The sequence below is a fragment of the Microbispora oryzae genome (assembly GCF_017896165.1).
Classification (GTDB): Bacteria; Actinomycetota; Actinomycetes; order Streptosporangiales; family Streptosporangiaceae; genus Microbispora; species Microbispora oryzae.
This window is the reverse complement of the sequence record NZ_JAFCNB010000004.1, coordinates 181,242-205,565: the sequence shown is the minus strand read 5'-3', so window position 1 is coordinate 205,565 and position 24,324 is coordinate 181,242. Positions and strand designations below refer to the sequence as shown.

General features: G+C 72.8%; 20 protein-coding genes. 15 read left to right on the top strand and 5 right to left on the bottom strand.

The window, feature by feature from the left end; all coding sequences use genetic code 11:
* From JOL79_RS09630 to JOL79_RS09595, 8 genes are all read left to right on the top strand, one after another.
* Positions 1-258 carry a TFIIB-type zinc ribbon-containing protein gene (locus tag JOL79_RS09630; protein ID WP_210155370.1) on the top strand — a complete coding sequence of 86 codons (258 nt, stop codon included), beginning with the start codon at positions 1-3 and terminating at the stop codon, positions 256-258.
* Between the two features lie 250 nt (positions 259-508).
* Positions 509-1,351 (top strand): iron uptake transporter permease EfeU, encoded by an 843-nt coding sequence (efeU, locus tag JOL79_RS09625; protein WP_210155369.1) that lies wholly within the window; start codon positions 509-511, stop codon positions 1,349-1,351.
* Positions 1,352-1,364: 13 nt separating this feature from the next.
* Entirely contained in the window at positions 1,365-2,519 is a 1,155-nt protein-coding gene (efeO, locus tag JOL79_RS09620) for an iron uptake system protein EfeO (RefSeq protein WP_210155368.1), read from the top strand.
* The gene (gene efeB, locus JOL79_RS09615; RefSeq protein WP_210155367.1) at positions 2,516-3,793 is read left to right on the top strand and encodes an iron uptake transporter deferrochelatase/peroxidase subunit; all 1,278 of its coding nucleotides are present in this window, start codon (positions 2,516-2,518) and stop codon (positions 3,791-3,793) included. Before efeO ends, efeB begins: the two co-directional genes overlap by 4 nt.
* 123 nt (positions 3,794-3,916) lie before the next feature.
* Positions 3,917-5,032 (top strand): hypothetical protein, encoded by a 1,116-nt coding sequence (locus tag JOL79_RS09610; RefSeq protein WP_210155366.1) that lies wholly within the window; start codon positions 3,917-3,919, stop codon positions 5,030-5,032.
* A gap of 39 nt (positions 5,033-5,071) precedes the next feature.
* Positions 5,072-6,238, top strand: coding sequence for a toxic anion resistance protein (locus tag JOL79_RS09605; protein ID WP_307848437.1), 1,167 nt, complete (start codon positions 5,072-5,074; stop codon positions 6,236-6,238).
* Positions 6,235-7,860: a vWA domain-containing protein gene (locus tag JOL79_RS09600; RefSeq protein WP_210155365.1), complete on the top strand. Its 1,626-nt coding sequence runs from the start codon at positions 6,235-6,237 to the stop codon at positions 7,858-7,860. The genes JOL79_RS09605 and JOL79_RS09600 overlap by 4 nt, the downstream gene beginning before the upstream one ends.
* Positions 7,847-8,467: a hypothetical protein gene (locus JOL79_RS09595; RefSeq protein WP_210155364.1), complete on the top strand. Its 621-nt coding sequence runs from the start codon at positions 7,847-7,849 to the stop codon at positions 8,465-8,467. The genes JOL79_RS09600 and JOL79_RS09595 overlap by 14 nt, the downstream gene beginning before the upstream one ends.
* 37 nt (positions 8,468-8,504) lie before the next feature.
* Here the strand turns inward: JOL79_RS09595 and JOL79_RS09590 are convergent, their stop codons facing one another.
* The 4 genes from JOL79_RS09590 to JOL79_RS09575 form a co-directional block, all read right to left on the bottom strand.
* Positions 8,505-10,457, bottom strand: a complete 1,953-nt coding sequence (locus JOL79_RS09590; protein WP_210155363.1) for a CehA/McbA family metallohydrolase — start codon at positions 10,455-10,457, stop codon at positions 8,505-8,507.
* Positions 10,458-10,610: 153 nt separating this feature from the next.
* The gene (gene meaB, locus JOL79_RS09585) at positions 10,611-11,624 is read right to left on the bottom strand and encodes a methylmalonyl Co-A mutase-associated GTPase MeaB (protein ID WP_372446743.1); all 1,014 of its coding nucleotides are present in this window, start codon (positions 11,622-11,624) and stop codon (positions 10,611-10,613) included.
* 8 nt (positions 11,625-11,632) lie between these two features.
* Positions 11,633-13,810: a methylmalonyl-CoA mutase gene (gene scpA, locus JOL79_RS09580; protein WP_210155361.1), complete on the bottom strand. Its 2,178-nt coding sequence runs from the start codon at positions 13,808-13,810 to the stop codon at positions 11,633-11,635.
* Positions 13,807-15,657 carry a methylmalonyl-CoA mutase family protein gene (locus tag JOL79_RS09575; RefSeq protein WP_210155360.1) on the bottom strand — a complete coding sequence of 617 codons (1,851 nt, stop codon included), beginning with the start codon at positions 15,655-15,657 and terminating at the stop codon, positions 13,807-13,809. The genes scpA and JOL79_RS09575 overlap by 4 nt, the downstream gene beginning before the upstream one ends.
* Before the next feature lie 170 nt (positions 15,658-15,827).
* Between JOL79_RS09575 and JOL79_RS09570 the strand changes: the two genes are divergently transcribed.
* The gene (locus JOL79_RS09570) at positions 15,828-16,355 is read left to right on the top strand and encodes a GNAT family N-acetyltransferase (RefSeq protein WP_210155359.1); all 528 of its coding nucleotides are present in this window, start codon (positions 15,828-15,830) and stop codon (positions 16,353-16,355) included.
* 47 nt (positions 16,356-16,402) lie between these two features.
* On the opposite strand, the gene JOL79_RS09565 is transcribed toward JOL79_RS09570, so the two are convergent.
* On the bottom strand, positions 16,403-17,125 hold the full coding sequence (locus tag JOL79_RS09565; protein ID WP_307848435.1) for a peptidoglycan recognition protein family protein: 723 nt from the start codon (positions 17,123-17,125) through the stop codon (positions 16,403-16,405).
* Between the two features lie 257 nt (positions 17,126-17,382).
* Here JOL79_RS09565 and JOL79_RS09560 point away from each other — a divergent pair, with 257 nt between their 5' ends.
* From JOL79_RS09560 to JOL79_RS09540, 6 genes are all read left to right on the top strand, one after another.
* The gene (locus JOL79_RS09560; protein ID WP_269143768.1) at positions 17,383-18,537 is read left to right on the top strand and encodes a DUF5925 domain-containing protein; all 1,155 of its coding nucleotides are present in this window, start codon (positions 17,383-17,385) and stop codon (positions 18,535-18,537) included.
* Between the two features lie 187 nt (positions 18,538-18,724).
* Positions 18,725-19,987 carry a M20/M25/M40 family metallo-hydrolase gene (locus JOL79_RS09555; protein WP_210155357.1) on the top strand — a complete coding sequence of 421 codons (1,263 nt, stop codon included), beginning with the start codon at positions 18,725-18,727 and terminating at the stop codon, positions 19,985-19,987.
* Between the two features lie 74 nt (positions 19,988-20,061).
* On the top strand, positions 20,062-20,556 hold the full coding sequence (locus JOL79_RS09550) for a hypothetical protein (RefSeq protein ID WP_210155356.1): 495 nt from the start codon (positions 20,062-20,064) through the stop codon (positions 20,554-20,556).
* Between the two features lie 31 nt (positions 20,557-20,587).
* A complete protein-coding gene (locus tag JOL79_RS09545; RefSeq protein ID WP_210155355.1) occupies positions 20,588-21,469 on the top strand; it encodes a DUF4231 domain-containing protein in 882 nt (293 codons plus the stop codon).
* A gap of 292 nt (positions 21,470-21,761) precedes the next feature.
* Positions 21,762-21,938 (top strand): FxSxx-COOH-like cyclophane-containing RiPP peptide, encoded by a 177-nt coding sequence (locus JOL79_RS35985; RefSeq protein WP_504739987.1) that lies wholly within the window; start codon positions 21,762-21,764, stop codon positions 21,936-21,938.
* 20 nt (positions 21,939-21,958) lie between these two features.
* Positions 21,959-24,253, top strand: coding sequence for an FxsB family cyclophane-forming radical SAM/SPASM peptide maturase (locus JOL79_RS09540; RefSeq protein ID WP_210155354.1), 2,295 nt, complete (start codon positions 21,959-21,961; stop codon positions 24,251-24,253).
* The last annotated feature ends 71 nt before the right edge of the window (positions 24,254-24,324 follow it).

Here is a 24,324-nt window from a genome sequence, read left to right as displayed (position 1 = left end):
ATGGAGTGCCCCAAGTGCCGTGGCCGGATGCGGACGTTCGACCGCAACGGGGTCCACATCGAGCAGTGTGACAACTGCCGGGGGATCTTCCTGGACTACGGCGAGCTGGAGACGCTGACCCGGATGGAGGCACAGTGGGCACAGCAGAGCTACGCTCCCCCGCCTCCCCACGGCGGCCCCGCCTGGGGTGCTCACCACGGCGGCCACCACGGCCATCACCGCCACCGCAGCTGGGTGGAGGCCCTGTTCTCCAGCTGAGTTCTCCAGCCGAGTTCCGCAGCCGACGGCCGCCGTCCCGCTCGCCGGGCGGCGGCCGTCGCCATGCCGCCCCCATGCCGCCCCCGGTCTCCGGCGTCATCTCGCCGCGACGGCTCAGCGGGACGCTCCAGCCCCACCAGCCGCGGAATGTGACAAAGGTCTACCCGTCTCGATGACCTTCAGCCCTTGCGAGTAAGGTAACCCTGTCCTAATTTAGGTAAGGCTTACCGATCTACCGAAGGGCCTCCTCGTGTTCGCCAGCTACCTCATCGGCCTGCGTGAGGGCCTTGAGGCGACACTCGTCGTGTCGATTCTGATCGCCTTCCTCGTGAAGAGCGACCGCCGCGACCGCCTGCCGCTGGTGTACGCGGGCGTCGGAGGAGCCGTCCTGCTGTCGGTGGGGTTCGGCGCGCTTCTCACCTTCACCGCCGCGCACCTCCCCTCCCAGCAACACGAGCTCTTCGACGCGATCGCCTCGCTGGCCGCGACCGTCTTCGTCACCTTCATGATCTTCTGGATGCGCACCGCCGCCCGGAAGATGTCGGGCCACCTGCGCGAGAAGCTGAGCGAGGCGCTCGAGCTCGGCGCGACGGCGGTCGTCGTCGTGGCCTTCCTGTCCGTCGCGAGGGAGGGCCTGGAGACCGCGCTGCTGTGGTTCGCCGCGGTGCAGGGCGCCACCACGAGCGCCAGCCCCCTCACCGGCATCACCCTCGGGCTGCTGACCTCGGTCGCGCTCGGCTGGGGCCTCTACCGGAGCGCCCTCAAGATCAACCTCACCACCTTCTTCACGTGGACCGGGCTGCTGCTGGTCCTGGTCGCCGCCGGCATCTTCAAGTACGGCGTGCACGATCTGCAGGAGTCCGGTGTCCTGCCGGGCCTGGCCACCCACGCGTTCGACCTCAGCGGGATCCTCGACCCGTCCGCCTGGTACTCGATGGTGATCAGCGGGATGTTCAACCTCACCGCCCAGCCCACGGTGCTGGAGACGATCGCCTGGGTCGTCTACGTGGTGCCCGTCCTCTTCCTGTTCCTGCGGCCCGGCAGCGCGAAGCCGGCCGCCCCCGCCCCCAAGTCGGCCCAGCCGGCTTCCTGACCGGAGTCCACGCATGCGCGCTCCCCTCGTCTCCGCCGCCGCGCTCCTCGGCGGCGCCGCGGTCATCGCCCTCGCGGGCTGCTCCTCGTCCACCTCCGGGTCCGGCACCGGCACGGCCGGCGCCGGAGAGCCGGCGGCCGGGAAGGTCGCCGTCACCGCCGGGGACACCCGGTGCGACGTGAGCGCCTCCCAGGTCGCCGCTGGCACCTCGACGTTCTCCGTCACCAACAACGGGACCAAGGTCACCGAGTTCTACGTGTACGCCCAGGGCGACCGGGTGATGGGCGAGGTCGAGAACATCGTGCCCGGCCTCACCCGCGAGGTCGTGATGGAGCTTCCGGCGGGCATGTACGAGACGGCCTGCAAGCCGGGGATGACCGGCAACGGCATCCGCAATCCGCTCAAGGTCACCGGTGAGCACAAGCCGCTCACGCAGAACGCCCAGCTCGCCGAGGCCGTCGCCAGCTACAAGCGGTACATCAAAAGCCAGTCCGACACGTTGCTGGACAAGACCCGCGAGTTCACCGAGGCCGTCAAGGCCGGAGACGTGGAGAAGGCCAAGGACCTCTACCCGGTCGCCCGCACCTACTGGGAGCGCATCGAGCCGGTGGCCGAGGTGTTCGGCGACCTCGACCCGGCGATCGACGCCCGGGAGAACGACGTGGAGCAGGGCCAGGAATGGACCGGCTTCCACCGCATCGAGAAGGATCTGTGGGTGAAGAAGGACGTCAAGAAGGACGGCCCGATCGCCGACAAGCTCCTGGCCGACGTCACCACGATCGTGCAGAAGGCCAACGCAGCGGAGCTGTCCCCGGTGCTGCTGGCCAACGGCGCGAAGGGCCTGCTCGACGAGGTCGCGACCGGCAAGATCACCGGCGAGGAGGACCGCTACTCCCACACCGACCTGTGGGACTTCGACGCCAACCTGGAGGGCTCGAAGGCCGCGATCCAGTCGCTGCGCCCGGTGCTCCAGCAGCGCGACCCCGCCCTCGTGAAGACGCTGGACGAGAAGTTCGCCGCGGCCCAGGCCGCGCTGGAGGCGCACCGCGACGGGGACGGCTGGCAGCTCCACACCGAGCTGTCCAAGGACCAGCTCCGGGCGCTGTCCGACACGATCAACGCGCTGGCCGAGCCCATCAGCGGGGTGGCCGCGGTGGTGGCCGGATGACCGGGCGGGGCGGCGGGCGCATCAGCCGCCGCGGCCTGTTCGGCCTCGGCGCCGCCGGCGTGGCCGTGGTCGGAGCGGGCGCGGCCACGGCGAGCGCCGTCACCCGGGAGGCCAGGGAGCACACTCCCGCGGCCGGCGCATCCGCCGCATCCGGCTCCGTGCCGTTCTACGGCGGTCACCAGGCGGGCATCACCACCCCCGCGCAGGACCGGCTGCACTTCGCCGCGTTCGACGTCACCACTCGCAAGCGCGACGAACTGGTCGACCTGCTCCAGCGCTGGACCGCCGCCGCGGCCCGGATGACCCAGGGCAGGGACGCGGGGACGTTCGGCGCGGTCGGCGGGGACCCGGAGGCGCCCCCGGACGACACGGGCGAGGCGCTCGGCCTGCCGCCGTCCGGGCTGACGCTGACGATCGGCTTCGGCACCTCCCTGTTCGACGAGCGGTTCGGGCTGGCCGGCCGCCGGCCGCCGGCCCTGGCCGACCTGCCCGCCTTCCCGGGTGACGACCTGCAGAAGGACATCTCGGGCGGCGACCTCTGCGTCCAGGCGTGCGCGCACGACCCGCAGGTGGCGGTCCACGCCATCCGCAACCTGGCCAGGATCGGCTTCGGCAAGGTCGCGGTGCGCTACTCCCAGCTCGGGTTCGGCCGGACCTCCTCGACGTCGCGGGCCCAGACGACCCCGCGCAACCTCATGGGCTTCAAGGACGGCACCAACAACCTGAAGCTCGAGGACACCGACATGCTCCGCGAGTATCTGTGGGCCGCCCCCGGGGACGGCCCGGACTGGATGGACGGCGGCAGCTACCTGGTCACCCGCAAGATCAGGATGCACATCGAGACCTGGGACCGGGCCCCGCTCGCCGAGCAGCAGGCGATCTTCGGCCGCGACAAGGGCAAGGGGGCGCCGCTCACCGGCGCCGCCGAGTTCGACGCGCCCGACTTCGCCAAGACCGGCCCCGACGGCAAGCCGGTCATCGCGGCCGACTCCCACGTGCGGCTCGCCCACCCGTCGTCGCACGGCGGCGCGCGGCTGCTGCGCCGTGGCTACAACTTCGTGGACGGATCCGACGGGCTGGGACGGCTCGACGCGGGCCTCTTCTTCATGGCCTACCAGCGCGACCCGCGCACGCAGTTCACGCCCATCCAGCGGACGCTGTCGGCCAAGGACGCGCTGAACGAATACATCAAACACGTCTCCAGCGGCCTGTTCGCCTGCCCCCCGGGAGTCGTCGACGCCGGTGACTACTGGGGTCGCGCGCTTTTTACATGAAATATCGGTGAACGGCCACTGAATTAAAAATACGTCGGCCTTTCTTCGCTCGCGTTTTCCTGGAATATCCCATAATTCGGGGTGCGGGGCCTCCGGCCTCCAGGAGTGCGCGAAGGAAAATCGATGAGACGTCGGATCGGCGCCGGGCTGGCGCTGCTCCTCGGCGCGGCCGTGGCCGCGGCCCTCGTCCTGGGAAACCGGGGGGATGACGGCGGGGACGCCCCGGCCGCCCTGGTCACGGTCCACGGCGTGATCGGCTCGGAGAAGAAGCCGTTCTTCGACGACCCCGGTGTCCGGGCCGCGTTCGCCCGGCACGGGCTGCGGGTCGAGGTCGACACGGCGGGCTCGCGCGAGATCGCGACCTCGGTCGACCTGAGCAGGTACGACTTCGCGTTCCCGTCGAGCGTGCCGGCGGCCGAGAAGATCAAGCAGAAGCGCGGCGCCACCCGGGTCTACTCGCCGTTCTACTCGCCCATGGCGATCGCCACGTTCGCGCCGATCGCCGACGTGCTGGCCAGGGCGGGGGTGGTCCGCGACTCGGGCGCCGGCTATCAGGTGCTCGACCTGAAGCGATTCCTCGGCCTGGTCGCCAAGGGGACGCGCTGGGACGCCCTGCCGGGCAACACCGCCTACCCGGCGCGCAAGCGGGTGCTGCCGACCACGACCGACATCCGCACGTCCAACTCGGCCGCCATGTATCTCGCCGCGACCAGCTACGTCGCGAACGGCGACGACGTCGTCGGCTCCGCCGGGCAGGCGGACCGGGTGGCCGGGACGGTCGCCCCGCTCTTCCTCGACCAGGGCTACTCGGAGTCGTCCAGCGAGGGGCCGTTCGAGGACTATCTGGCGATCGGCGCGGGCAAGACGCCGCTGGTGGTGATCTACGAGGCGCAGTACGCGTCCCGGCTGTTCGCCGCCGACGGGGCGATCAGGCCCGACATGCGGCTTCTCTACCCCGCTCCGACCATGCTCAGCAAGCACACGCTGGTGCCCTTCACGGACACGGCCGCCGAGGTCGGCCGGCTCCTGCAGGAGGACCCGCAGTTCGCCGGCCTCGAGGCGAGGTTCGGCTTCCGAACGTCGGATCCGAAGGTCTTCGCCGGCCTCGTCTCCGCCGCGAAGGCACCCATCCCCCCGGGTCTGGTCGACGTGGTCGAGCCGCCGACGTACGACCACCTGGAGCAGCTGATCTCGGCGATCGAGCGGCGCTACCCGGCCGCCGGCAAGCCGTCGTCCTGAACCGCCCCCGTGGCGCCCCCAGCGAGGAGAGACCGAACGGTGTCCAACGATCTGGTGCTGACCCCTCCCGCTCCGGTAGAGCCGGTGCCGGTCGAGAAGGCGGCCACCATGCTGCCGATGCCCGACGAGCGGAGCGCGGAGCTGGCCCGCAGGGCCGCGGGCTTCGCCGGCGAGCTGGCCGGGCTCGATCACCGGTCGCCGGAGTTCGGCCGGAAGGTGCACGACATCACGGCCATGGGCGACGCGGAGATCAGGGCGTCGTCCCAGGTGGCCAACCGGATGCTGAAGCGCCCGGTCGCCGCGCTCGCCTCCGCCAGGGGCGAGGGCGCCGACGCGCAGGCCCTGGTGGCCGGGCAGCTGGTGGCGCTGCGCCGCACGATCGTCGACCTCGATCCCAAACAGGCGTCGAGCGGGACGAGACGGTTGCTCGGGCTGATCCCGTTCGGCGACCGGCTGCGCGACTACTTCGCCAAGTATCAGAGCGCCCAGAAGCACATCGACGACATCGTGCGCGCGCTCGCGTCGGGCCAGGACGAGCTGCGCAAGGACAACGCGGCGATCGAGGGTGAGAAGGCGAATCTCTGGGAGTCGATGACGAAGCTCCAGGAGTACGCCGTCCTCGCGGCGGCGCTCGACGCGGCCCTGGAGGAGCGCATCGCCGCGATCGAGCCGGCCGACCCGGACCGGGCGACGGCGCTGAAGTCCGACGCGCTGTTCGGCGTCCGGCAGAAGCACCAGGACCTGCTGACCCAGCTCGCCGTCTCGGCGCAGGGCTACCTCGCGCTCGACCTGGTCCGCCGGAACAACCTGGAGCTCATCAAGGGCGTCGACCGCGCCACCACGACGACGATCGCCGCGCTGCGCACCGCCGTCACCGTCGCGCAGGCGCTGGCCAACCAGAAGCTCGTGCTCGACCAGATCACCGCGCTGAACGCCACCACGTCGGACCTGATCCTCGCGACCAGCGAGATGCTCCGCACCCAGGCGGGCCAGATCCAGACGCAGGCGGCGTCGACGTCGGTCAGCATGGAGACGCTGAGCCGGGCCTTCGACAACGTCTACTCGACCATGGACATGATCGACGGCTTCAAGGCCAAGGCGGTCGAGAACATGGCCGTCACGGTCGACAGCCTCACCGCCGAGCTCGACCACGCCCGCGCGTTCCTGGAGCGGGCCCGCCGCGGCGACGAGGCCGCGGCCTCATGAGCGACCGCACCGGACGCCTCGTGAGACGGGCGGTCGCGGGGGCCGCGGCCCTGCTGCTGCTCCCCGTCGCGGCCTGCGGCGGCTCCGGCGATCAGCCCGGCCGCGACGGGCCCGAGGTGCTGCGCGTCCTCGCCGGCAGCGAGGTCAAGGACCTGGAGCCGCTGCTGGCCAGGGCGGCCGGCGCCGCCCACGTCACCGTGAAGCTGACGTACGCCGGGACGCTCGACGGCGCGGACGAGGTCGCGAGCGGCGCCGCCGACGGCCGCTACGACGCGACCTGGTTCTCCTCCAACCGCTACCTGTCGCTGATCGACGGCGCGTCCGCGAAGCTGTCCACCCAGACCAAGGTGATGATCTCCCCGGTGGTGCTCGGCCTGCGGCGCGCCAAGGCGCACGAGCTGGGCTGGGACACCCACCCGGTCACGTGGGCGGACATCGCGACCGCCGCCGGACAGCACCGGTTCACCTTCGGCATGACGAACCCCGCCTCGTCCAATTCGGGCTTCTCCGCCCTCGTGGGGGTGACGGCGGCGCTGTCGGACGCGGGCGAGGCGCTCGACAGGGCCCAGATCGACGCGGTCACGCCGCGTCTCACCCGGTTCTTCTCGGCGCAGACCCTCACGGCGGGCTCCTCCGGCTGGCTGGCGGACGCCTTCGCGCGGCGCGGCGCCGACGGGAGCACGGGCGGAAGCACAGCAGCCGGACAGGTTGACGGGCTGATCAACTACGAGTCCGTGCTGCTAGGGCTGGCCGGCACGCTGAAGGAGCCGCTCACGCTCGTCTATCCCCGCGACGGCGTGGTCACCGCCGACTATCCCCTCACGCTGCTCGCCTCCTCCCCCAGGAAGGAGGCGTACGACAGGCTGGCGTCGTGGCTGCGCACCCCCGACGTGCAGCGGGAGATCATGACGACGACCAACCGGCGGCCGATCGTCCCCGAGGTCAGGCCCGACGCGAGGTTCGGCGCGGCCCCGCTCCTGGAGCTGCCCTTCCCCAACCGGCGTGACGCGGCCGACGCGCTGATCAGCGCGTACCTCAACCAGGTCCGCAGGCCGTCGCGCACTCTCTTCGTCCTCGACACCTCCGGTTCGATGCGGGGCGAGCGCATCGACGCGCTCAAGCAGGCGCTCGCCGCGCTGACCGGGGCCGACGCCTCGGTCTCCGGGCAGTTCTCCCGCTTCCGCGACCGGGAGACGGTGACCCTGCTGCCGTTCAGCTCCGCTCCCGGCGACCCGCGGACGTTCACCGTGCCGGAGCGGGACTCCGCCGCCGTGCTCGGCCAGATCCGCGCGTACGGCGAGGGGCTCGGCGCCAACGGCGGGACGGCCATCTACGACAGCCTGCGAAGGGCGTACGACACGCTCGCCGGCGAGCGGCCGACCGGCGACTTCACCTCGATCGTGCTGATGACGGACGGCGAGAACACCGACGGCTCCACCTACGACGACTTCGCCGCGTACTACCGGACGGCGTCCCGCACGGCTCCGGCGTTCGTCGTGCTGTTCGGCGACAGCGACACCGGCGAGATGCGGCGGGTCGCCGAGCTCACCGGCGGCGCCGTGTTCGACGCGCGGACGGGCTCGCTCGCGTCGGCGTTCAAGGAGATCCGTGGCTACCAGTGATCGCGTGCTCGCCTACCTGGGGTCGACCCGCAACATCGTCGGCTCGGTGCTCGCCCTGGCGGGCCTGGCGCTGTACTTCCTCGGCCTGGCCGGGTCGCTGTGGCCGATCGTCGTCGCCGGCCTCTACGGCGTCGGCGCGCTGCTCGCCCCGCCCGACCGGGTCCGGCTGACCGTCTCGCACGCCGAGGTCGAGACCCGGCGGCTGCGGGAGGACCTCGACGCGCTGGTGGCTAAGGTGACTCCGCCGCGCTTCCCCGCCGACGTGGTGAGCCGGGTCGGCGAGCTGGCCGCGGTCCTGCGCGGCGTCCTGGCCCGGGCCGAGGCGCTCACCTCCTCCCCCGACCAGCTCCACGAGGTCTCCCAGGCCATCCGCGACTACCTGCCGACCAGCCTGGAGGCGTACGCGAACCTGCCCCGGTCGTACGCGCTGACCCGGCGGGCCGAGCGGGAGCGCAGCGCGCACGAGGAGCTGATGGCGCAGCTCGGGCTGCTGGAGACGGGCCTCGGCAGGATCGCCGAGGCCGTCTACCGGGGGGACGAGCAGGCCCTGCGCGACCAGGGCCGGTTCCTGCGCGACCGTTTCGGCGGCTCGTCGCTCGACCTCTGATCCGGGGTCCTGGGACGCGGGACCGGCCCGCCGGCCGCTACAGCCGCGACTCGTAGACCGCGCGGGCCTTCTCGATGAGGTCGAGGTGGTCGCGGAGCTGGGCGCGGGTGCGCAGCCGGGCCCGGCCGCGCACCAGCCCGTCGAGCAGTTCCAGCCACCGCAGGCACCAGCGGACGTCGTCGGGCCGCCCCACACGGCGGCCGTCCACGTCCAGGTAGACCGGGCTGGTGTGCGCGAAGGCGTCCCGGTGGGGCGAGCGCGACGACCGGCCCCCGGCCGCCACGGCCACCACGTAGGTCGCCTCGGTGACGTCGAGCGTCGCCCGCAGCTCGCCGCCCGGCCCCTCGGCGAGGCGTCCGGCGGCGGTGCGGATCTCCAGGCGCTCCACCTCCGGCCCGGCCGAGCGGGCCGTGATCGTCACCCGGTCGCCGCGCCGCGGCTCCAGCGTCTCGCCCGGCCCCCGCCCGTCCACCTCCAGCTCCAGCCAGGGCCCCGTGGTCACGAAGGTCCGGCCCCGCCGCAGCGCCCGGGCGTACGACTCGGCGGTGAGCGGCCCGTCGGGTCGGGCGTAGACCCGTTCCCAGCCGGGCGGGCTCGACACCGTCTCCTGCCGGGTGAACGACAGCATGGTGTCGGTCCCGGCGAGCGCGGCGAGGCGGCAGCCCGCGCCGAGCAGCCGCCGGTAGACCGTCACGCTGCCCGGCACGCCCGACATGTCGGAGAAGTGGAGCAGTTCCACCCCGTCGACCAGGCCGAGCGCCGCGTCGACCACCAGCGCCCGGCCCGTGCAGTCGCGCCGTCCGTCGCCGATCACGTCCTCGGGCGAGGTGACCGGGCCGTGGAACGGGTGGGCGTAGCCCAGCGCCGCCCCCGGCTCCCTGAGCTCGCCGATGACGCTCCCGTTGGGCGGCCAGTCGGCGTCCGAGCCGAAGCCGGTGTGACAGACGGGCGGCGGGGCGGCGAGCCCGAAGGCGTGCACGTGCCCGAACAGGTCGTTGCGATACTCGACCCCCATGCGGGCGAGATGGGCGGCGTCCGACCACGGCAGATCCCGGCCGGCCCAGTGCCGGAGCGCCTCCTGATCGTAGACGCGCTCGCCCCCGACATTGCCGGCGACCAGGTTGAGGACGTGCAGGTCCTCGCCGAGCTGGGCCGCCGCCGCCTCGGCCGGGGAGGCGACCAGGTCTCCGGCCCAGTTCATGTGCACGTGCAGGTCGGCGCCGTACCAGCCGCGCGCCGCCGCGTCGTGGATCCGCCGGGGCGCGAGCGCGACCGGCGTCTCCTCCCCCGCCCTCGGCACGACCGTCGTCTCGGCCGTGTCCCACTCCATGCCGCGCGCCACCCGCACCGTGAGCCGCTCGGCCGGGACGTCGACCACCAGGTCGTCGCCGTGGAAGAACGGCACGTCGGCGCCGTCGCGCCGGTGGGGCACGCCGGGCGGGTACCAGCCCTGGCCGTCCGGCGACACGACGGTCCAGCGGCACGGGAACCCGGCCCGCAGCCGCAGCCGCGCCGGAGCGGCCGGCCGGGTCAGGGCGGCCACGCCGACCGGCTCGCCTTCGACCCGGACGTCCGCGCCGGTCGTGACGTCGAGCAGGCGGGCGCCCCCGGGCTTGATCTCGTACGGCGTGCCGTCCACGGTGACCCGCACGGGCGACCGCCGGGCGGAGTCCACCAGCAGGGCGAGCGGGAGGGGCTCCGGCGACAGGATCGCCCGCGCCGGGCCGTGCCGCAGCCGGTGACCGTCCGGCGTGATCCGCAGCACGGCGAGCCCGTGCGGCGGCTCCCCCGTCAGCGCGTCGCGGAACGCCTCGTCCAGGTCGGGCCCCGGGACCATCCGGCCGGCCACGGCCGGGAACCGCAGGAAGGTCATCATCCGCACGTACGAGAGGGACGGCTCTCCCCACGTGATCCCGTGCTCGGACAGCAGTTCCCGGTAGTCCCGCAGGGCCCGTCCCACGGACGCCGGAACCAGCGGATCGTGCGGCATGGTCTCCCCCTTGTGTGGCGCGTTGTCGTGTCGCCTTCGGCGAACCCCTCGCCGAAGCGGCCACATCGTCACACGGCCAAGGCCGGGGAAAACGTGCAATCGTGCGTTTCGCCCGACAGGGGTAGCGATATCTGCCACCAGGGAGGAAAAGCGTCATCCAGACAGCGCTGTGTTCTTCTCCCCCACGATCTTCTCCCCCACGTTCTTCTCCGCCGCGCCGCCGGGAGAGGGCGGCTCGGGCCGGAACGCGGCGAGCAGCCGGTCGGCGGCCAGCGACGGGGTGAGCGTGCCGTCGAGCACCTGGCGCTCGATCTCCCCGGCGACGGGCGCCGCGCTGTCCCGCAGCCGGGTGAGGAGCCGGTCCCTGGCCAGCGACCACGTCCACTCGACCTGCTGACGGCTCCGCTTGCCCGCCAGGTCGAGGCCTTCCTGGTGGCGCACGACCTTCGCCCACACCTCGTCGAGCCCGGCGCCGGTCAGGCCGCTGCAGGTCAGCACGGGGGTGTCGGAGTGCAGCAGCCGCAGCGCCCCGGACAGCTCGCGGGCCGCGCGCCGGGCGGCCGTCTCGTGCTCGCCGTCGGCCTTGTTGACGGCGATGACGTCGGCGAGCTCGAGCACACCCTTCTTGATGCCTTGGAGCTGGTCGCCCGTGCGCGCCAGGGTGAGCAGCAGGAACGTGTCGACCATGTCCGCCACGGCGGTCTCCGACTGGCCGACCCCGACGGTCTCGACGAGCACGACGTCGTAGCCCGCGGCCTCGACCACGACCATCGCCTCCCGGGTGGCCTTGGCCACGCCGCCGAGCGTGCCCGCCGTGGGAGACGGCCGGATGAACGCGCGCGGGTCGGCGGACAGGCGCGCCATCCTGGTCTTGTCGCCCAGGATGCTGCCGCCCGACCTGCGCGAGGACGGGTCGACGGCCAGCACGGCCACGCGGTGCCCCGCGGCCGTGAGCCGGGTGCCGAGCGCCTCGATGAACGTCGACTTGCCGGCCCCCGGAACCCCGGAGATCCCCACCCGCCGGGCCGCGCCGGCGTGCGGGGTGAGCTCGACCAGCAGCCGCTGGGCGGCGTCGCGGTGGTCGGCCCGGGTCGACTCGACCAGCGTGATCGCCCGCGCGATCCACCGCCGGTTCCCCGACAGCACGCCGTGGAGGTAGTCCTCCATCGCGGCCGTCATCGTCCGGGCGCGGCCGAGGGGGCGGCCGGGGGCGCCGCCGGGGGTGGGGCGGGATGGCCGAGCCGGGCGGACAGGTCGCGGAGCAGCTCAAGCGCGGCGTCCGCGATGACCGTGCCGGGCAGGAAGACGGCCGTGGCTCCGGCGTCACGCAGCTCGTCGATGTCACCCGGCGGGATCACCCCGCCGACCACCACCATGATGTCGTCGGCGCCGAGGCCGGCCAGCTCCCGCCGCAGGGCGGGCACGAGCGTCAGGTGCCCGGCGGCCAGCGAGGAGACCCCCACCACGTGGACGTCCGCTTCGACGGCCTGCCGCGCGACCTCCTCGGGCGTCTGGAACAGCGGGCCGACGTCCACGTCGAAGCCGAGGTCGGCGAAGCCGCTGGCGATCACCTTCTGCCCGCGGTCGTGCCCGTCCTGGCCGATCTTCGCCACCAGGATGCGGGGTCGGCGGCCCTCCGCCTTCTCGAACTCGGCGCACGCCGCCCTGACCTCGCCGGCCGAGTCGCCGACCTCCGCACGGTACACCCCGGAAATGGTACGGATCTGGGCGGAGTGGCGTCCGAAGACCTGTTCCAGCGCGCCGGAGATCTCGCCGACGGTGGCCTTCGCCCGGGCCGCGTTCACGGCGAGTTCCAGCAGGTTGTCACCGGCCTCGGCGCCCTTGGTCAGCGCCTCCAGGGCCTGCGCGACCGCCGGGGCCGACCGCTCCTCCCGGAGCCGGCGCAGCTTGTCGATCTGCTGCCGTCGCACGGCGGTGTTGTCGACCTTGAGCACCTCGATCGGCTCCTCGGTCTCGGGGCGATACCTGTTCACCCCGATGACGGGCTGCCGGCCCGAGTCGATCCGGGCCTGGGCGCGGGCGGCCGCCTCCTCGATCCGGAGCTTGGGCAGGCCCTGGTCGATCGCCCGGGCCATTCCGCCGGCCTGTTCGACCTCCTGGATGTGGCCCCAGGCGGCGCGGGCGAGATCATGGGTGAGCCGCTCCACGTAGTAGGACCCGCCCCACGGGTCGATGACGCGGGTCGTGCCCGACTCCTGTTGCAGCAGCAACTGGGTGTTGCGGGCGATGCGCGCCGAGAAGTCGCTCGGCAGGGCCAGGGCCTCGTCCAGGGCGTTGGTGTGCAGTGACTGGGTGTGCCCCTGGGTCGCCGCCATCGCCTCGACGCAGGTGCGCGCCACGTTGTTGAACGGGTCCTGGGCGGTCAGCGACCAGCCGGAGGTCTGGCTGTGGGTGCGCAGCGACAGCGACTTGGGGTCGGCCGCGCCAAAGCCCCGCACGAGCGAGGCCCACAGCAGCCGGGCGGCGCGGAGCTTGGCGACCTCCATGAAGAAGTTCATGCCGATGCACCAGAAGAACGACAGCCGGGGCGCGAACGCGTCGACGTCGAGGCCCGCCCGCATCCCCGCCCGGAGATACTCCACCCCGTCGGCGAGCGTGTAGGCCAGCTCCAGGTCGAGGGTGGCCCCCGCCTCCTGGATGTGGTAGCCGGAGATCGAGATCGAGTTGAACTTCGGCATCCGCCGCGAGGTGTACGCGAAGATGTCCGAGATGATCCGCATGGACGGCTCGGGCGGATAGATGTAGGTGTTGCGGACCATGAACTCCTTCAGGATGTCGTTCTGGATGGTCCCGGTGAGCCGCTCGGGCGGCACCCCCTGCTCCTCGGCCGCCACGATGTAGAGGGCCAGGATCGGCAGCACGGCGCCGTTCATGGTCATCGACACGCTCATCCGGTCGAGCGGGATCCCGTCGAACAGCTGCCGCATGTCGTAGATCGAGTCGATCGCCACGCCCGCCATGCCGACGTCGCCCGTCACCCGGGGATGATCGGAGTCATAGCCACGGTGGGTGGCCAGGTCGAAGGCGACCGACAGCCCCTTCTGCCCCGCCGCTAGGTTGCGCCGGTAGAACGCGTTCGACTCCTCAGCCGTCGAGAAGCCCGCGTACTGGCGGATCGTCCACGGCTGCGTGACGTACATGGTCGGGTACGGCCCGCGGACGTACGGCGGGATGCCGGGGTAGGACCCGAGGAACCCCACGCCCTCCAGGTCGGCGGCCGTGTACAGCTGCCGCACCGGGATGCCCTCCGGCGTCTCCCAGGCGGCGCCGCCGTCCGGGGCCGCGGACGCGTCGCCCGAACCCAGCTCGATCTGCGAGAAGTCCGGAATCATCGGCTCACTTCCTGCTCGGCGGACGTCACGCCCAGGTCGCTGAGGGTGGTGCGCAGCACGGCCAGGGCGTCGCATCCGGTGTGCACGGTGCCGTCCACACCCTCATAGTCGCCCTTCCCCGCGAGCCATATCCTGCGCGCCCCCGCCTCACGCAGGGCCGCGGCCACCGCGGCGGCGTGCTCGCCGTACAGGCGGTCGCCGGAGCAGAGGCAGGCGACCGCCGCGCCCGACTCGCGGAAGGCGGCCGCGATCTGCGCCGGATCGGTCAGGGGACCGCTCGCCACGGTCGCGATCCCGCCCGCGGCGAACAGGTTCGCGGCGAACGTCTCCCGCGCCGTGTGCGCCGCGAGCGGACCGATCGTGGCGAGGAACACCGCCGGCCGTTCCGGCTGGGCGTCGGCCAGCGAGCGCAGCCGCTCGAACTCCGCGGCGTATCGGGTGACCGGCAGACCCGCCGTGCCGCCCGCGGCGCCCCCTGCTGTGCCGCCGGTGAGGGCACCGCCCGCGAGCCCCGCGCCGGGCCGGCGGGACGGGGACCGCTCGGCCAGATCGGGAAACTCGCTGACTCCCGTGATGGGGAACCGGCGGTGCGCGACGTCGCCGGCCCGCCGGTCGCGGGCGCCGGCGAGGCGCTCCGGGATCAGGCCGCCGAGGGCGGCGGCCATCCCGCCGGCCCGTTCGATCTCCTGGAACAGCTCCCAGGCCCGCGCGGCCAGGTCGGCGGTGAGCCTCTCGGCGTACCAGGAGCCGCCGGCCGGGTCGGCGACCTTCGCGACGTGCGCCTCCTCGGCCAGCAGCGCGTGGGTGTTGCGCGCGATCCGCCGGGCGAACGCGTCGGGCAGCCCGAGGCAGGCGTCGAACGGCTGCACCGTGACGGCGTCGGCCCCGCCCACCCCCGCGGCGAAGCACGCCACGGTGGTGCGCAGCATGTTCACCCACGGGTCGCGGACCGTCATCATCGCCGAGGACGTCACCGCGTGCTGGAGCTGGGCGGCCGGGCCGCCGATCACGTCGGCCACCCGCGCCCACAGCCGCCGGGCCGCCCGCAGCTTGGCGATCGTCAGGAACTGGTCGGCCGTGGCCGCGTACCGGAACTCGATCTGCCCGAGGGCCTCGGCGACCGTCAGCCCGGCCCCCGTCAGCGCCCGCAGGTAGGCGACCCCGGTCGCGATCGAGCAGGCCAGCTCCTGCGCGTCGGCGGCGCCCGCGTCGTGGTACGGCAGCGCGTCCACGGTGACGGCGCGCAGGCGCGGGTGCCCGGTGGCGCACCGGCGCGCGAGCGACGCCGCCACGGTCAGCCCGTCGTCGAGGGCCGTCCGGTCGCCGGTGCGGGCGGCGAGCCCGATCGGGTCGGCGCCCAGGCTCCCCCCGGGGAGCACGGTGTCCCCGGCCAGCCGGAGGAAGATCTCGGCCGCCTCCGCCGTTCGGGGCCCGGCGTCGAGCACGATCGGGGCGAGGTCGAGCAGGACGCCGCGCAGGACGTCCGGAAGCGCCGCCGGGTCGATCGCCACGAGGTCGAGCCAGATCGAGGTGACGCCGTTCTCCAGGTCGGCGAGTATCGCCTCCCTGGTGGCGGCGGGGCCGGGGTCGGCGTGGCGTTGCCGCACGTCCCACGGGCCGGGCGGGCGGACGTGGCGCGGAGCGGCGGGAAGGCCGGCGGCGTCGTGCAGGGGGGCCACCGTGACGTCGTCGTAGGTGGCCGACGACAGCGCCCGCTCCACCTCGTCCGCCCGGCCCTCCCAGCCCGACTTGCGCAGCACCCCGAGCGCGAGCTCGCGCCATCGCTCCCGCGTCGCGGGAGGGAACCCGGAGGCGAGATCGGCGAAGTCAACAGGCGGCACCGTCATGCAGGGGATGCTAGGCGGAGCGGCGGCCACCCGGCACCCCAGGGTGACCCGCGTGTCGCCCCTATAGTGCGCGGTGGCGCGGAAGTCGTTGACCCGGTCGCCGCGCGTCATCACACTGGGGCGCGAGCGCCGGAACGGGACACGGTGGAGAAGACGCGCATGGACATCGCATGGAGACCGTGAGGCTCCGGCCGATCCGTGAGAGGGACATTCCCGCCATCGAGGCCGGGGCGTCCTCTCGCGAGGGCCTGGGAGAGCTCCAGTGGTTCGGGTTCCGCACGTTCCACAGGATGCGGGAGAGGGTGACCCTGGACGGATATCTCGGCCCGGACTCCGGCGGGCTCGCCGTCGACGTCGGCGGAGAGGTGGCCGGATGGGTCTCCTGGTCCAAGCAGTTCTGGGGACCCGAGACCACCTCGTGGAGCTGGACCATCGGCGTGATCCTGTTCCCGGCGTTCCGCGGCAGGGGCATCGGGACGGCGGTGAAGAAGGAGCTGGCCGACTACCTGTTCGCGCACACCGTCGCCGAGCGGATCCAGGCCACCACCGACGTGCGCAACGTCGCGGCGCAGCGGGCCCTGGAGAAGGCCGGGTTCCAGCGCGAGGGCGTGCTGAGGCGGGCGCAGTGGCGCCTGGGCGAGTGGCACGACCAGGTGCTGTACGCCGCCCTCCGGGAGCCCCGCGACCGGTTCGGCTGACGCGGCCCCGGCGGTGTTGCGGCTTGACGTGTTACGGCCCGGCGGTGTTACGGCTTGGCGGCGAAGGCGGCGTTCCAGGTGAGCCTGCCGACCACGCCGTCGGGGTCGAGGTGCCTGTCCTTCTGGAACCGGACGCACACGGCCTTGGACGCGGGGCCGTAGGCGCCGTCGACGTCGATGTCGTAGCCCAGCTTCGCCATCCGCCGCTGCCACGTGCGGACGTCGTCGCCCCTCGTCACGGGCGGATACCTCAGCAGGCGCCCGGGCCAGGCCGGCGCCGGCTGGGCGGTGCCGCTCCCGGTCCCGGTGCCGCCTCCTGTCCCGGTCCCGGTGCCGCCGCTCGTCCCCGGCCTGGGGGCGCCCTTCTTGACCCAGGAGTAGAGGGGATCGCCGGGGCAGTCGGTGGAGTAGCCGTCGCGATGACCCTTGATCTCCTTGCCCGCGCCGCCCTTGGCCCGCAGGTAGTCGACCGCGTCGAGGACGGCGTTCAGGATGCCGTCGGTCGGCTGGACGAGGCCGGCGTTGCCGACGAGCGCGAGCACCGCGTAGTGGCCGGAGTTGAGACCGGGGCCGTTGGCGGCGGGCAGATGGCCGGGGCCGCGCCCGACGAACACCTTCCGGTGCGGGCAGGCGACCATGGAGTAGCCGATGTCGAGCCAGCCGTTGCCGTCCATGTGGAAGTCCTGGATCGACTTCACCATGGAGACGCATCCGTCGTGGTCGCCGACGATGGACGGGGGCACCCTGCCGCCGGTGTAGTGGACCTTCACCCCACGGGTGGAACCAAGCGACGAGTATGAGCCCTTCGGGGGACGCGCCCCCCATTCAGCGCGGGACACGAGATCGATGGCCACAGAGACTCTCCCGTGACTCTCCGGTTGAACCTGACGCTGGAACAGCCGAGCGTAGTGGGAACGGTCGAACGCCAACGCCTTTTTACCGAGATTCGTGCCGCCAAACGGCAATGACCGTCCCACATGGCGAAAATTGCGTCGACATCCCCCGTGACCGTCGGAATCATGGTCCCATGTTCCAGGTGAAGGAGGCCGCTTTCCCGTCAGAGAACCCCGCTGAGACGGCTCCCGTGGCGGCCCGCGCGGGCGCGCCCGAGCCGATCCCGATGCGGCTGTGGCTCGACGACACCGACAGCCCGGCCGACGTGATCGACGCGATGGCGCTGTCGCCCTTCGCGACCGGCGAGCAGCCCTTCTCCCGCACCGCCAGCCTCGACCGGGTGCGGGCCGACGCCACCATGACGCCCGCGGGCGGCCGGGTCCTGCGCGTGGCCCAGCACGTCAACGGGATGGAGGCCCGGCTGATCGGCGGTGACGGGTGGACGCTGCGGGTGGTCCGCTACTCCAACCGCGCGGCCGTGGTCACCACCACCGCGGTCAGCCAGGAACTGGCGGGCTCGGTCCTGGACGAGGCCGTCAAGGGGGCCGAGGAGACGACCCCGGGCGACGACCAGGTCACCATGGGCTTCTGGTGGCGGTCGGGCCGCGGCCCGCAGCGTTCGGAGAAGCCGATCACGACCACGGCGTGGGAACTGATCCGGCGGAACTACTCCAGGGCTGCCGCCCCCAGGCTGGACGCGCTGATGGCCACCCGGGCGGCCGGGGTCACGGGCCGTCTGGTGCTCCTGCACGGCCCGCCGGGCACCGGCAAGACCACGCTGCTGCGGACCATCGCCCGCGAGTGGGCGAGCTGGTGCCAGGTCGACTGCGTGCTCGACCCCGAGCTGCTGTTCAACGACCCCGGCTACCTGATGGACGTGGCGGTCGGCTGGGACGGCCCGGACGACGAGGAGACGCCGCGCTGGCGGCTGCTCGTGCTGGAGGACTGCGACGAGCTGATCCGCGCGGAGGCCAAACAGTCCAGCGGGCAGGGCCTGTCGCGGCTGCTCAACCTGACGGACGGGCTGCTCGGCCAGGGCCGGGACGTACTCGTGGCGATCACCACCAACGAGGACGTAAGCCGGCTGCATCCGGCTGTGGTCCGGCCCGGACGTTGCCTGGCGCAGATCGAGGTCGGGCCGCTCGACGCGGCGCAGGCGGCCGAGTGGCTGGGCGAGCCGGCCGCGGCAAGCCCCGGCGGCGCGACGCTGGCCGAGCTGTTCGCGCTGCGGGACGGGCGTCACTCCGGTCCTCCGGATCCGCCCGTCTCGACCGGCCTCTACCTGTGACCCACTGAAGATCGGGCAGACCCGGGACGAGGCCGGCCGCCCCGGCGCCGGAGGGACCCCGGCGCCGGATACGTAGACTGATGAGCGTCCTGGCCGTCGGCGTACGCACGGCGATCACCCCGAGGAGGGTGGAGCCGTCCGGCGGCGTGCCACCCCCCGAGGCGCCGCCACCCGCTCTGGAGGGGACATGACCGACGTCGCGGAGATCTGCTCGCGGCTGCTGCGCATCGACACCACCAACGACGGCAGCGGCCGCGGCCCCGGCGAGCGCCGGGCCGCGGAGTACGTGGCCGGGCTGCTGACCGACGCGGGGATCGACCCCGTGGTGTTCGAGTCGGCCCCCGGCCGGACCAGCGTGGTCGCCCGCGTGCCCGGCGACAGCCCGGACGCGCTGCTCGTCCACGGCCACCTGGACGTGGTCCCAGCCGACCCCGCCGAGTGGCGCATCCACCCGTTCTCCGGGGAGGTCGAGGACGGCTGCGTCCACGGGCGGGGCGCCGTCGACATGAAGGGCACCCTCGCCATGACGCTGGCCTGGGTGCTGCGGGGCCGCCGTCCCCGGCGCGACCTGGTGCTCGCGTTCCTCGCCGACGAGGAGGCGACCGGCGCGTACGGCGCGGGCCACGCCGTCGAGCGGCACCGCGACCTGTTCGAGGGGTGCACCGAGGCGATCAGCGAGTCGGGCGGCTTCTCCTGGTACGAGGGCGGCACCCGGATCTACCCCATCGCCGTCGGCGAGCGCGGGACGGCCTGGATGCGGCTCACCGCCCGGGGCGTCGCCGGGCACGGGTCCAAGCCGGCGGTGGACAACCCGGTCGCCGAGCTGGCCCGGGCCGTGGCCCGCCTCGCCGACCACCGCTGGCCGGTTCGGCTGACCCCCGAGGTGGCGCGGCTGATCGACGCGCTGTCGCGGGCCCTCGGCACGCCCGTCGACCTCGACCGGCTGGACGAGGAGATCCAGCGGATCCCGCGGGCGGCCGCGCTGTTCAAGGGCGTGCTGCGCAACTCGGCCAACCCGACCATGCTCGACGCCGGCTACAAGGTCAACGTGATCCCGGGGACGGCGCAGGCGCACGTGGACGGCCGGTTCCTCCCCGGTCTGCGGGACGAGTTCCTGGAGACCGTCGACCGGCTGCTCGGGCCGAAGGTCACCCGGGAGTTCGTGAACTTCGAGGAGGGGGTCTCCTCGCCGGCCGAGGGACTGTTCGACGACCTCACCGCCGCGCTGCTCGCCGAGGACCCCGGCGGCGTCCCGGTGCCGTACGTGATGACGGGCGGGACCGACGCCAAGTGGTTCGCGAAGATCGGCATCAGGGGGTACGGCTTCGCCCCGCTCTTCCTGCCGCCCGAGCTCGACTACTTCGGCATGTTCCACGGCGTGGACGAGCGCGTTCCCGTCGAGGGCCTGGAGTTCGGCGTCCGCGTCCTCGACCGCCTCCTCGCCGCCTGAGCGTCTCCCGACCGGCTTTTGAGCGGTGCCGTGAGCCGCGCGGGCGGGTACAACGGGAAGGGAGGAGGTGCCCCGTGGACGGAGTGCTGCGCGTGGCGGTCACCGGGCACCGCGACCTCTCCCCTGCCACCGCGGCACTGATCGGCGCGGCCATCAGCGAGCAGTTGCGCGGGCACGCGCCCGACATCCTCGGCGTCTCCTGCCTCGCCCCCGGGGCCGACCAGATCTTCGCCGAGCGCGTGCTCGAGCTGGGCGGCACACTCAAGGTCATCGTGCCGGCGCGCACCTACGGCCACGGCCTCGGGGCGGGCCACCGCAGGCGCTTCCACCGCCTGCTCAGCCGGGCGGGGACCGTGGTCTGCCTGCCGTACGAGGAGGCGACCCCCGCCACGTACGAGGCGGCGAACGAGGCGCTGCTCGTGGACGTCGACCTGCTGCTCGCGGTGTGGGACGGCGCTCCCGCGCAGGGGCGCGGCGGCACGGCCGAGGTCGTGGACGGCGCCCGGCAGCGGGCCATCGAGGTCCGGGTTCTGTGGCCGGAGGGTGCCAGCCGTACCGGCCGCCCTTGACACGATCCACACGCGACCTTCCCCTCGATTTGTGGAGATACTGTCCGACGACGAGTTCCCCGCCCTCTTCCGCGCGGCCGACCACCGCGCGGTGACCGGGCAGCGGCGGCTGCTCGCCACGACCGGGCTGCGCCTCACCTGCCTGGTGCTGGCGGCGACGTTCGGCGCGTTCAGCCTCGACATCGCCAAGGTCGACGCCGCGGCCGTGGTCGCCGCCACCGCCCTGGCGTCCGCGCTCGTGATAGAGGTCTACCTGCTGACCGCCATGCCGGACCGCCAGTGGGCGGAGGCCCGCGCGGCGGCCGAGTCGGCGAAGTCGCTCACCTGGCGGTACGTCGCCGGGGGCGATCCGTTCGCCCGGCGGTCCCACGACGAGCACAGCGCAGACACGCTCCTGCTGAAGGAGCTCACCACGATCGCGCGGGACCTGCACAACTTCGCGCCCATTCCCCTGTCGGACGACGACGCCCAGGTCACGGACGGCATGCGCAGGATGCGGGGCCAGCCGCTGGACGAGCGAAGACGGCAGTACATCGCCGGGCGGATCGACGACCAGCGCTCCTGGTACCGCGCCAAGGCCTCGGCGAACGAGCGTCGCGCGTCGCAGTGGTCGGTGACCATGGCCGGCCTTGAGGCGCTGGGCCTGGTGACGGCGGTGCTCAACGGGGCGCAGGTCCTCAACCTCGACCTGCCCGGCATCGTCGGCGCTCTGGGCGCGGCGGGCATCGCCTGGATGCAGACGCGGCAGCACCGGCAGCTCGCCGGAAGCTACTCCGTCGCCGCGCTGGAGCTGGGCGACGTCGTCTCGCGGGCCAGCTGGCCCGCCACCGAGGAGGAGTGGGCCAGATTCGTCGACGAGACCGAGAACGTCATATCCCGGGAACACTCCCTCTGGCGCACCTCGCACAACTGACGCCCCACGACTCGTGTTGACAGCAATTAATTTAAAAAGCATCATTACCGTGGTTTGCCAATACCCCGGATTACGGTCGGCCGGTTCCACCAATTACATGCGCCGCGGTTGAGGTGTCCGCGGCCATGTGACACGGCGGCGCCGGTCCGCGTTGTCCCAGGTGATCGACTGTTCCAGTGGGGGAAATGGAGACGTCGGCGCCGGGGCTGCCGTATCCTTGCGCTAGCGCGCGGGCCCGAAGACCTGCGACTGCGCATTCGGGGGTTAAGCGCATTTGAAGGGATAAGGGCGGATGACTACTTTTACTGGCGACACGTCACTCATCATCTCTGATGTCCAAGATGTGACGGATATGTCCCTCTCTGAGGTCAGAGAACACGAGAACGAGGTTGAGGCCGCACTCAAGCGGATCATGCGTGACTCGGCGGATTCCGGCGTTCCGGTGGCCCGGTTCCAGTCCGCGATCTGATCAGAAGGGGGCGGAGCGGTATGAGCTCCCCCGTCGTACCGTTCCGCCAGTTCGTCTTGAAGGTTCACAGCCGGTGTGATCTCGCCTGCGACCACTGTTACGTGTACGAGCACGCCGACCAGAGCTGGCTGCGCCGGCCGAAGGTCATGTCGCCCGAGACGGTCGGCGCCGTGGTGGACCGCATCCGGGAACACGCGATCCGCCACCGGCTCGACGGCGTGAACGTCGTCCTCCACGGCGGCGAGCCCCTGCTCGCCGGCCCGGAGCGCCTCGACGCGATCTGCGCGGCGCTCCGCGCCGGGATGCCCGAGGGCTGCGACCTCGACCTGCGGATCCACACGAACGGCGTACGGCTCGACGAGCGCTTCCTCGACGTCTTCGCCCGGCACCGCGTCACGGTCGGCGTCTCCATCGACGGCGACCGCGCGGCCAACGACCGGCACCGCCGCTTCGCCGGCGGGCGGAGCAGCTACGACCAGGTGGTCCGCGCCGTCGGCCTGCTCCGCGACCGGCCCGCTCTGTTCGGCGGGCTGCTCTGCACGGTCGACGTGGCCAACGACCCCATCCGGGTCTACGAGGCGCTCCTCGCCCTGCGCCCCCCGCGGGTCGACTTCCTCCTCCCCCACGCCACCTGGGACACCCCGCCCTCGCGCCCGTCCCCCACCGCGTACGCGGACTGGCTGACGGCCGTCCACGATCGGTGGGAGGCCGACGGACGGCCCATGGGCGTCCGCCTCTTCGAGTCGCTCATCAGGGCGGCCTTCGGGATGAGCAGCCTGACCGAGGCGATCGGCCTCGACGCGAGCGCTCTGGTCGTGGTGGAGACCGACGGGACGTACGAGCAGGTCGACTCGCTCAAGGTCGCCTACGAGGACGCCCCGGCGACCGGATACGACGTGTTCGCCCACTCCCTCGACGAGGTCGCCGGCCACCCGGGCGTCCGGGCCCGCCAGACGGGGATCGAGGGCCTGTGCGACACCTGCCGCGGGTGTCCCGTCGTGGAGGCGTGCGGCGGCGGGCTGTACCCGCATCGCCATCGCTCCGGCAACGGGTTCGACAATCCCAGCGTCTACTGCGCCGACCTGTTCAAACTCATCACGCATGTCCGGGGGAGGACCGCCGTGACCACACACGCCATGCCGGTGTCCGTGCTCGACGCGCTCGCGGGCGGCTACGGCGGAGCGGCGGAGATCGCCCACCTCTCCCGGTCCCAGGACAGCTACCGGCGCATGCTGGTGACGCGGGTCGCCGGCCGGGACGGTTCGCGGACCACGGAGCTGCTCACCCGGCTGGACGCGGGCCACCGGGAGGCCCTCGACGCGGTCCTGGCCCATCCCTACGTCCGCGCGTGGGCCGTGGCCTGCCTGCGGGGCGAGGCCGACCGCGCGTACCTCGGCAACGTGGTGGCCGCCGCCGCGCTGCGAGCCGGCCTGCCCGTGAAGATGCCCGTGCTCCTCGTCGGCGGGGCCGCGCACCTGCCGACGGTCGGCACCCTGGTCGACGCCTCCGGCCTGCCCGAGAGCCTGCCGGTGCTGGTGGCCGAACCCGGCGGTCCGCCCCGGCTGGACGGAGCGGAGACCGTCTGGCACCCGGCGCGGCGGCTCGTCTCCGGCGACATGTCCGTCCTGCTTGAGGACGGCGACCCGCATCGCGACTGCCACGAGTGGCCCGCGGCCCCCCGGCTCGACGAAGACGAGGCGGCGCTCTGGCAGGTCAGGTTCGACGAGGCGTGGCGGCTGATCCAGCGCGACTACCCGGCCTACGTCCCCGCCCTGCGGACGGCGCTGACCACGCTCACGCCGCTGTCGCGGGTGGTGCCCGACGACCTGAGCTCCACCGCCCGCGACGCCTTCGGCGCGGTGGCCGCGGCCCTGCCCGGCGACCCCGCGACCCTCGCGCTGCTCATCCTGCACGAGTTCCAGCACGTCAAGCTCGGCGCGATCCTCGACCTGCTCGACCTGTACGACCCGTCCGACCGCCGGCTCTTCTACGCGCCCTGGCGCGACGACCCGCGCCCGCTGGAGGGGCTGCTGCAGGGGACGTACGCGCACCTGGCGGTGACCGACTTCTGGCGGCTGCGCCGCCACGCCGTGCCCGACCCGGGACACCGCCACTTCGCCCGGTGGCGCGCGGAGACGGCGCGGGCCGTCGAGACCCTGGCCGGGTCGGGCGCGCTCACCCCGCTGGGCGAACGCTTCGTCGAGCGCATGCGGCAGACCATGGCCGGGTGGCTGGCGGAGCCGGTGCCCGGCGCCGATCTGGAGGCCGCCGCCCGCGCCGCCGGCGAGCACGCCGCCGCCCATCCGCAGGCCTGATCCCCGCCCGCTCCCGGCCCCGCTTTCCCGGCCTGGAAGGGCCCGCCCGGCGCGCACCGTACCCCGGCACC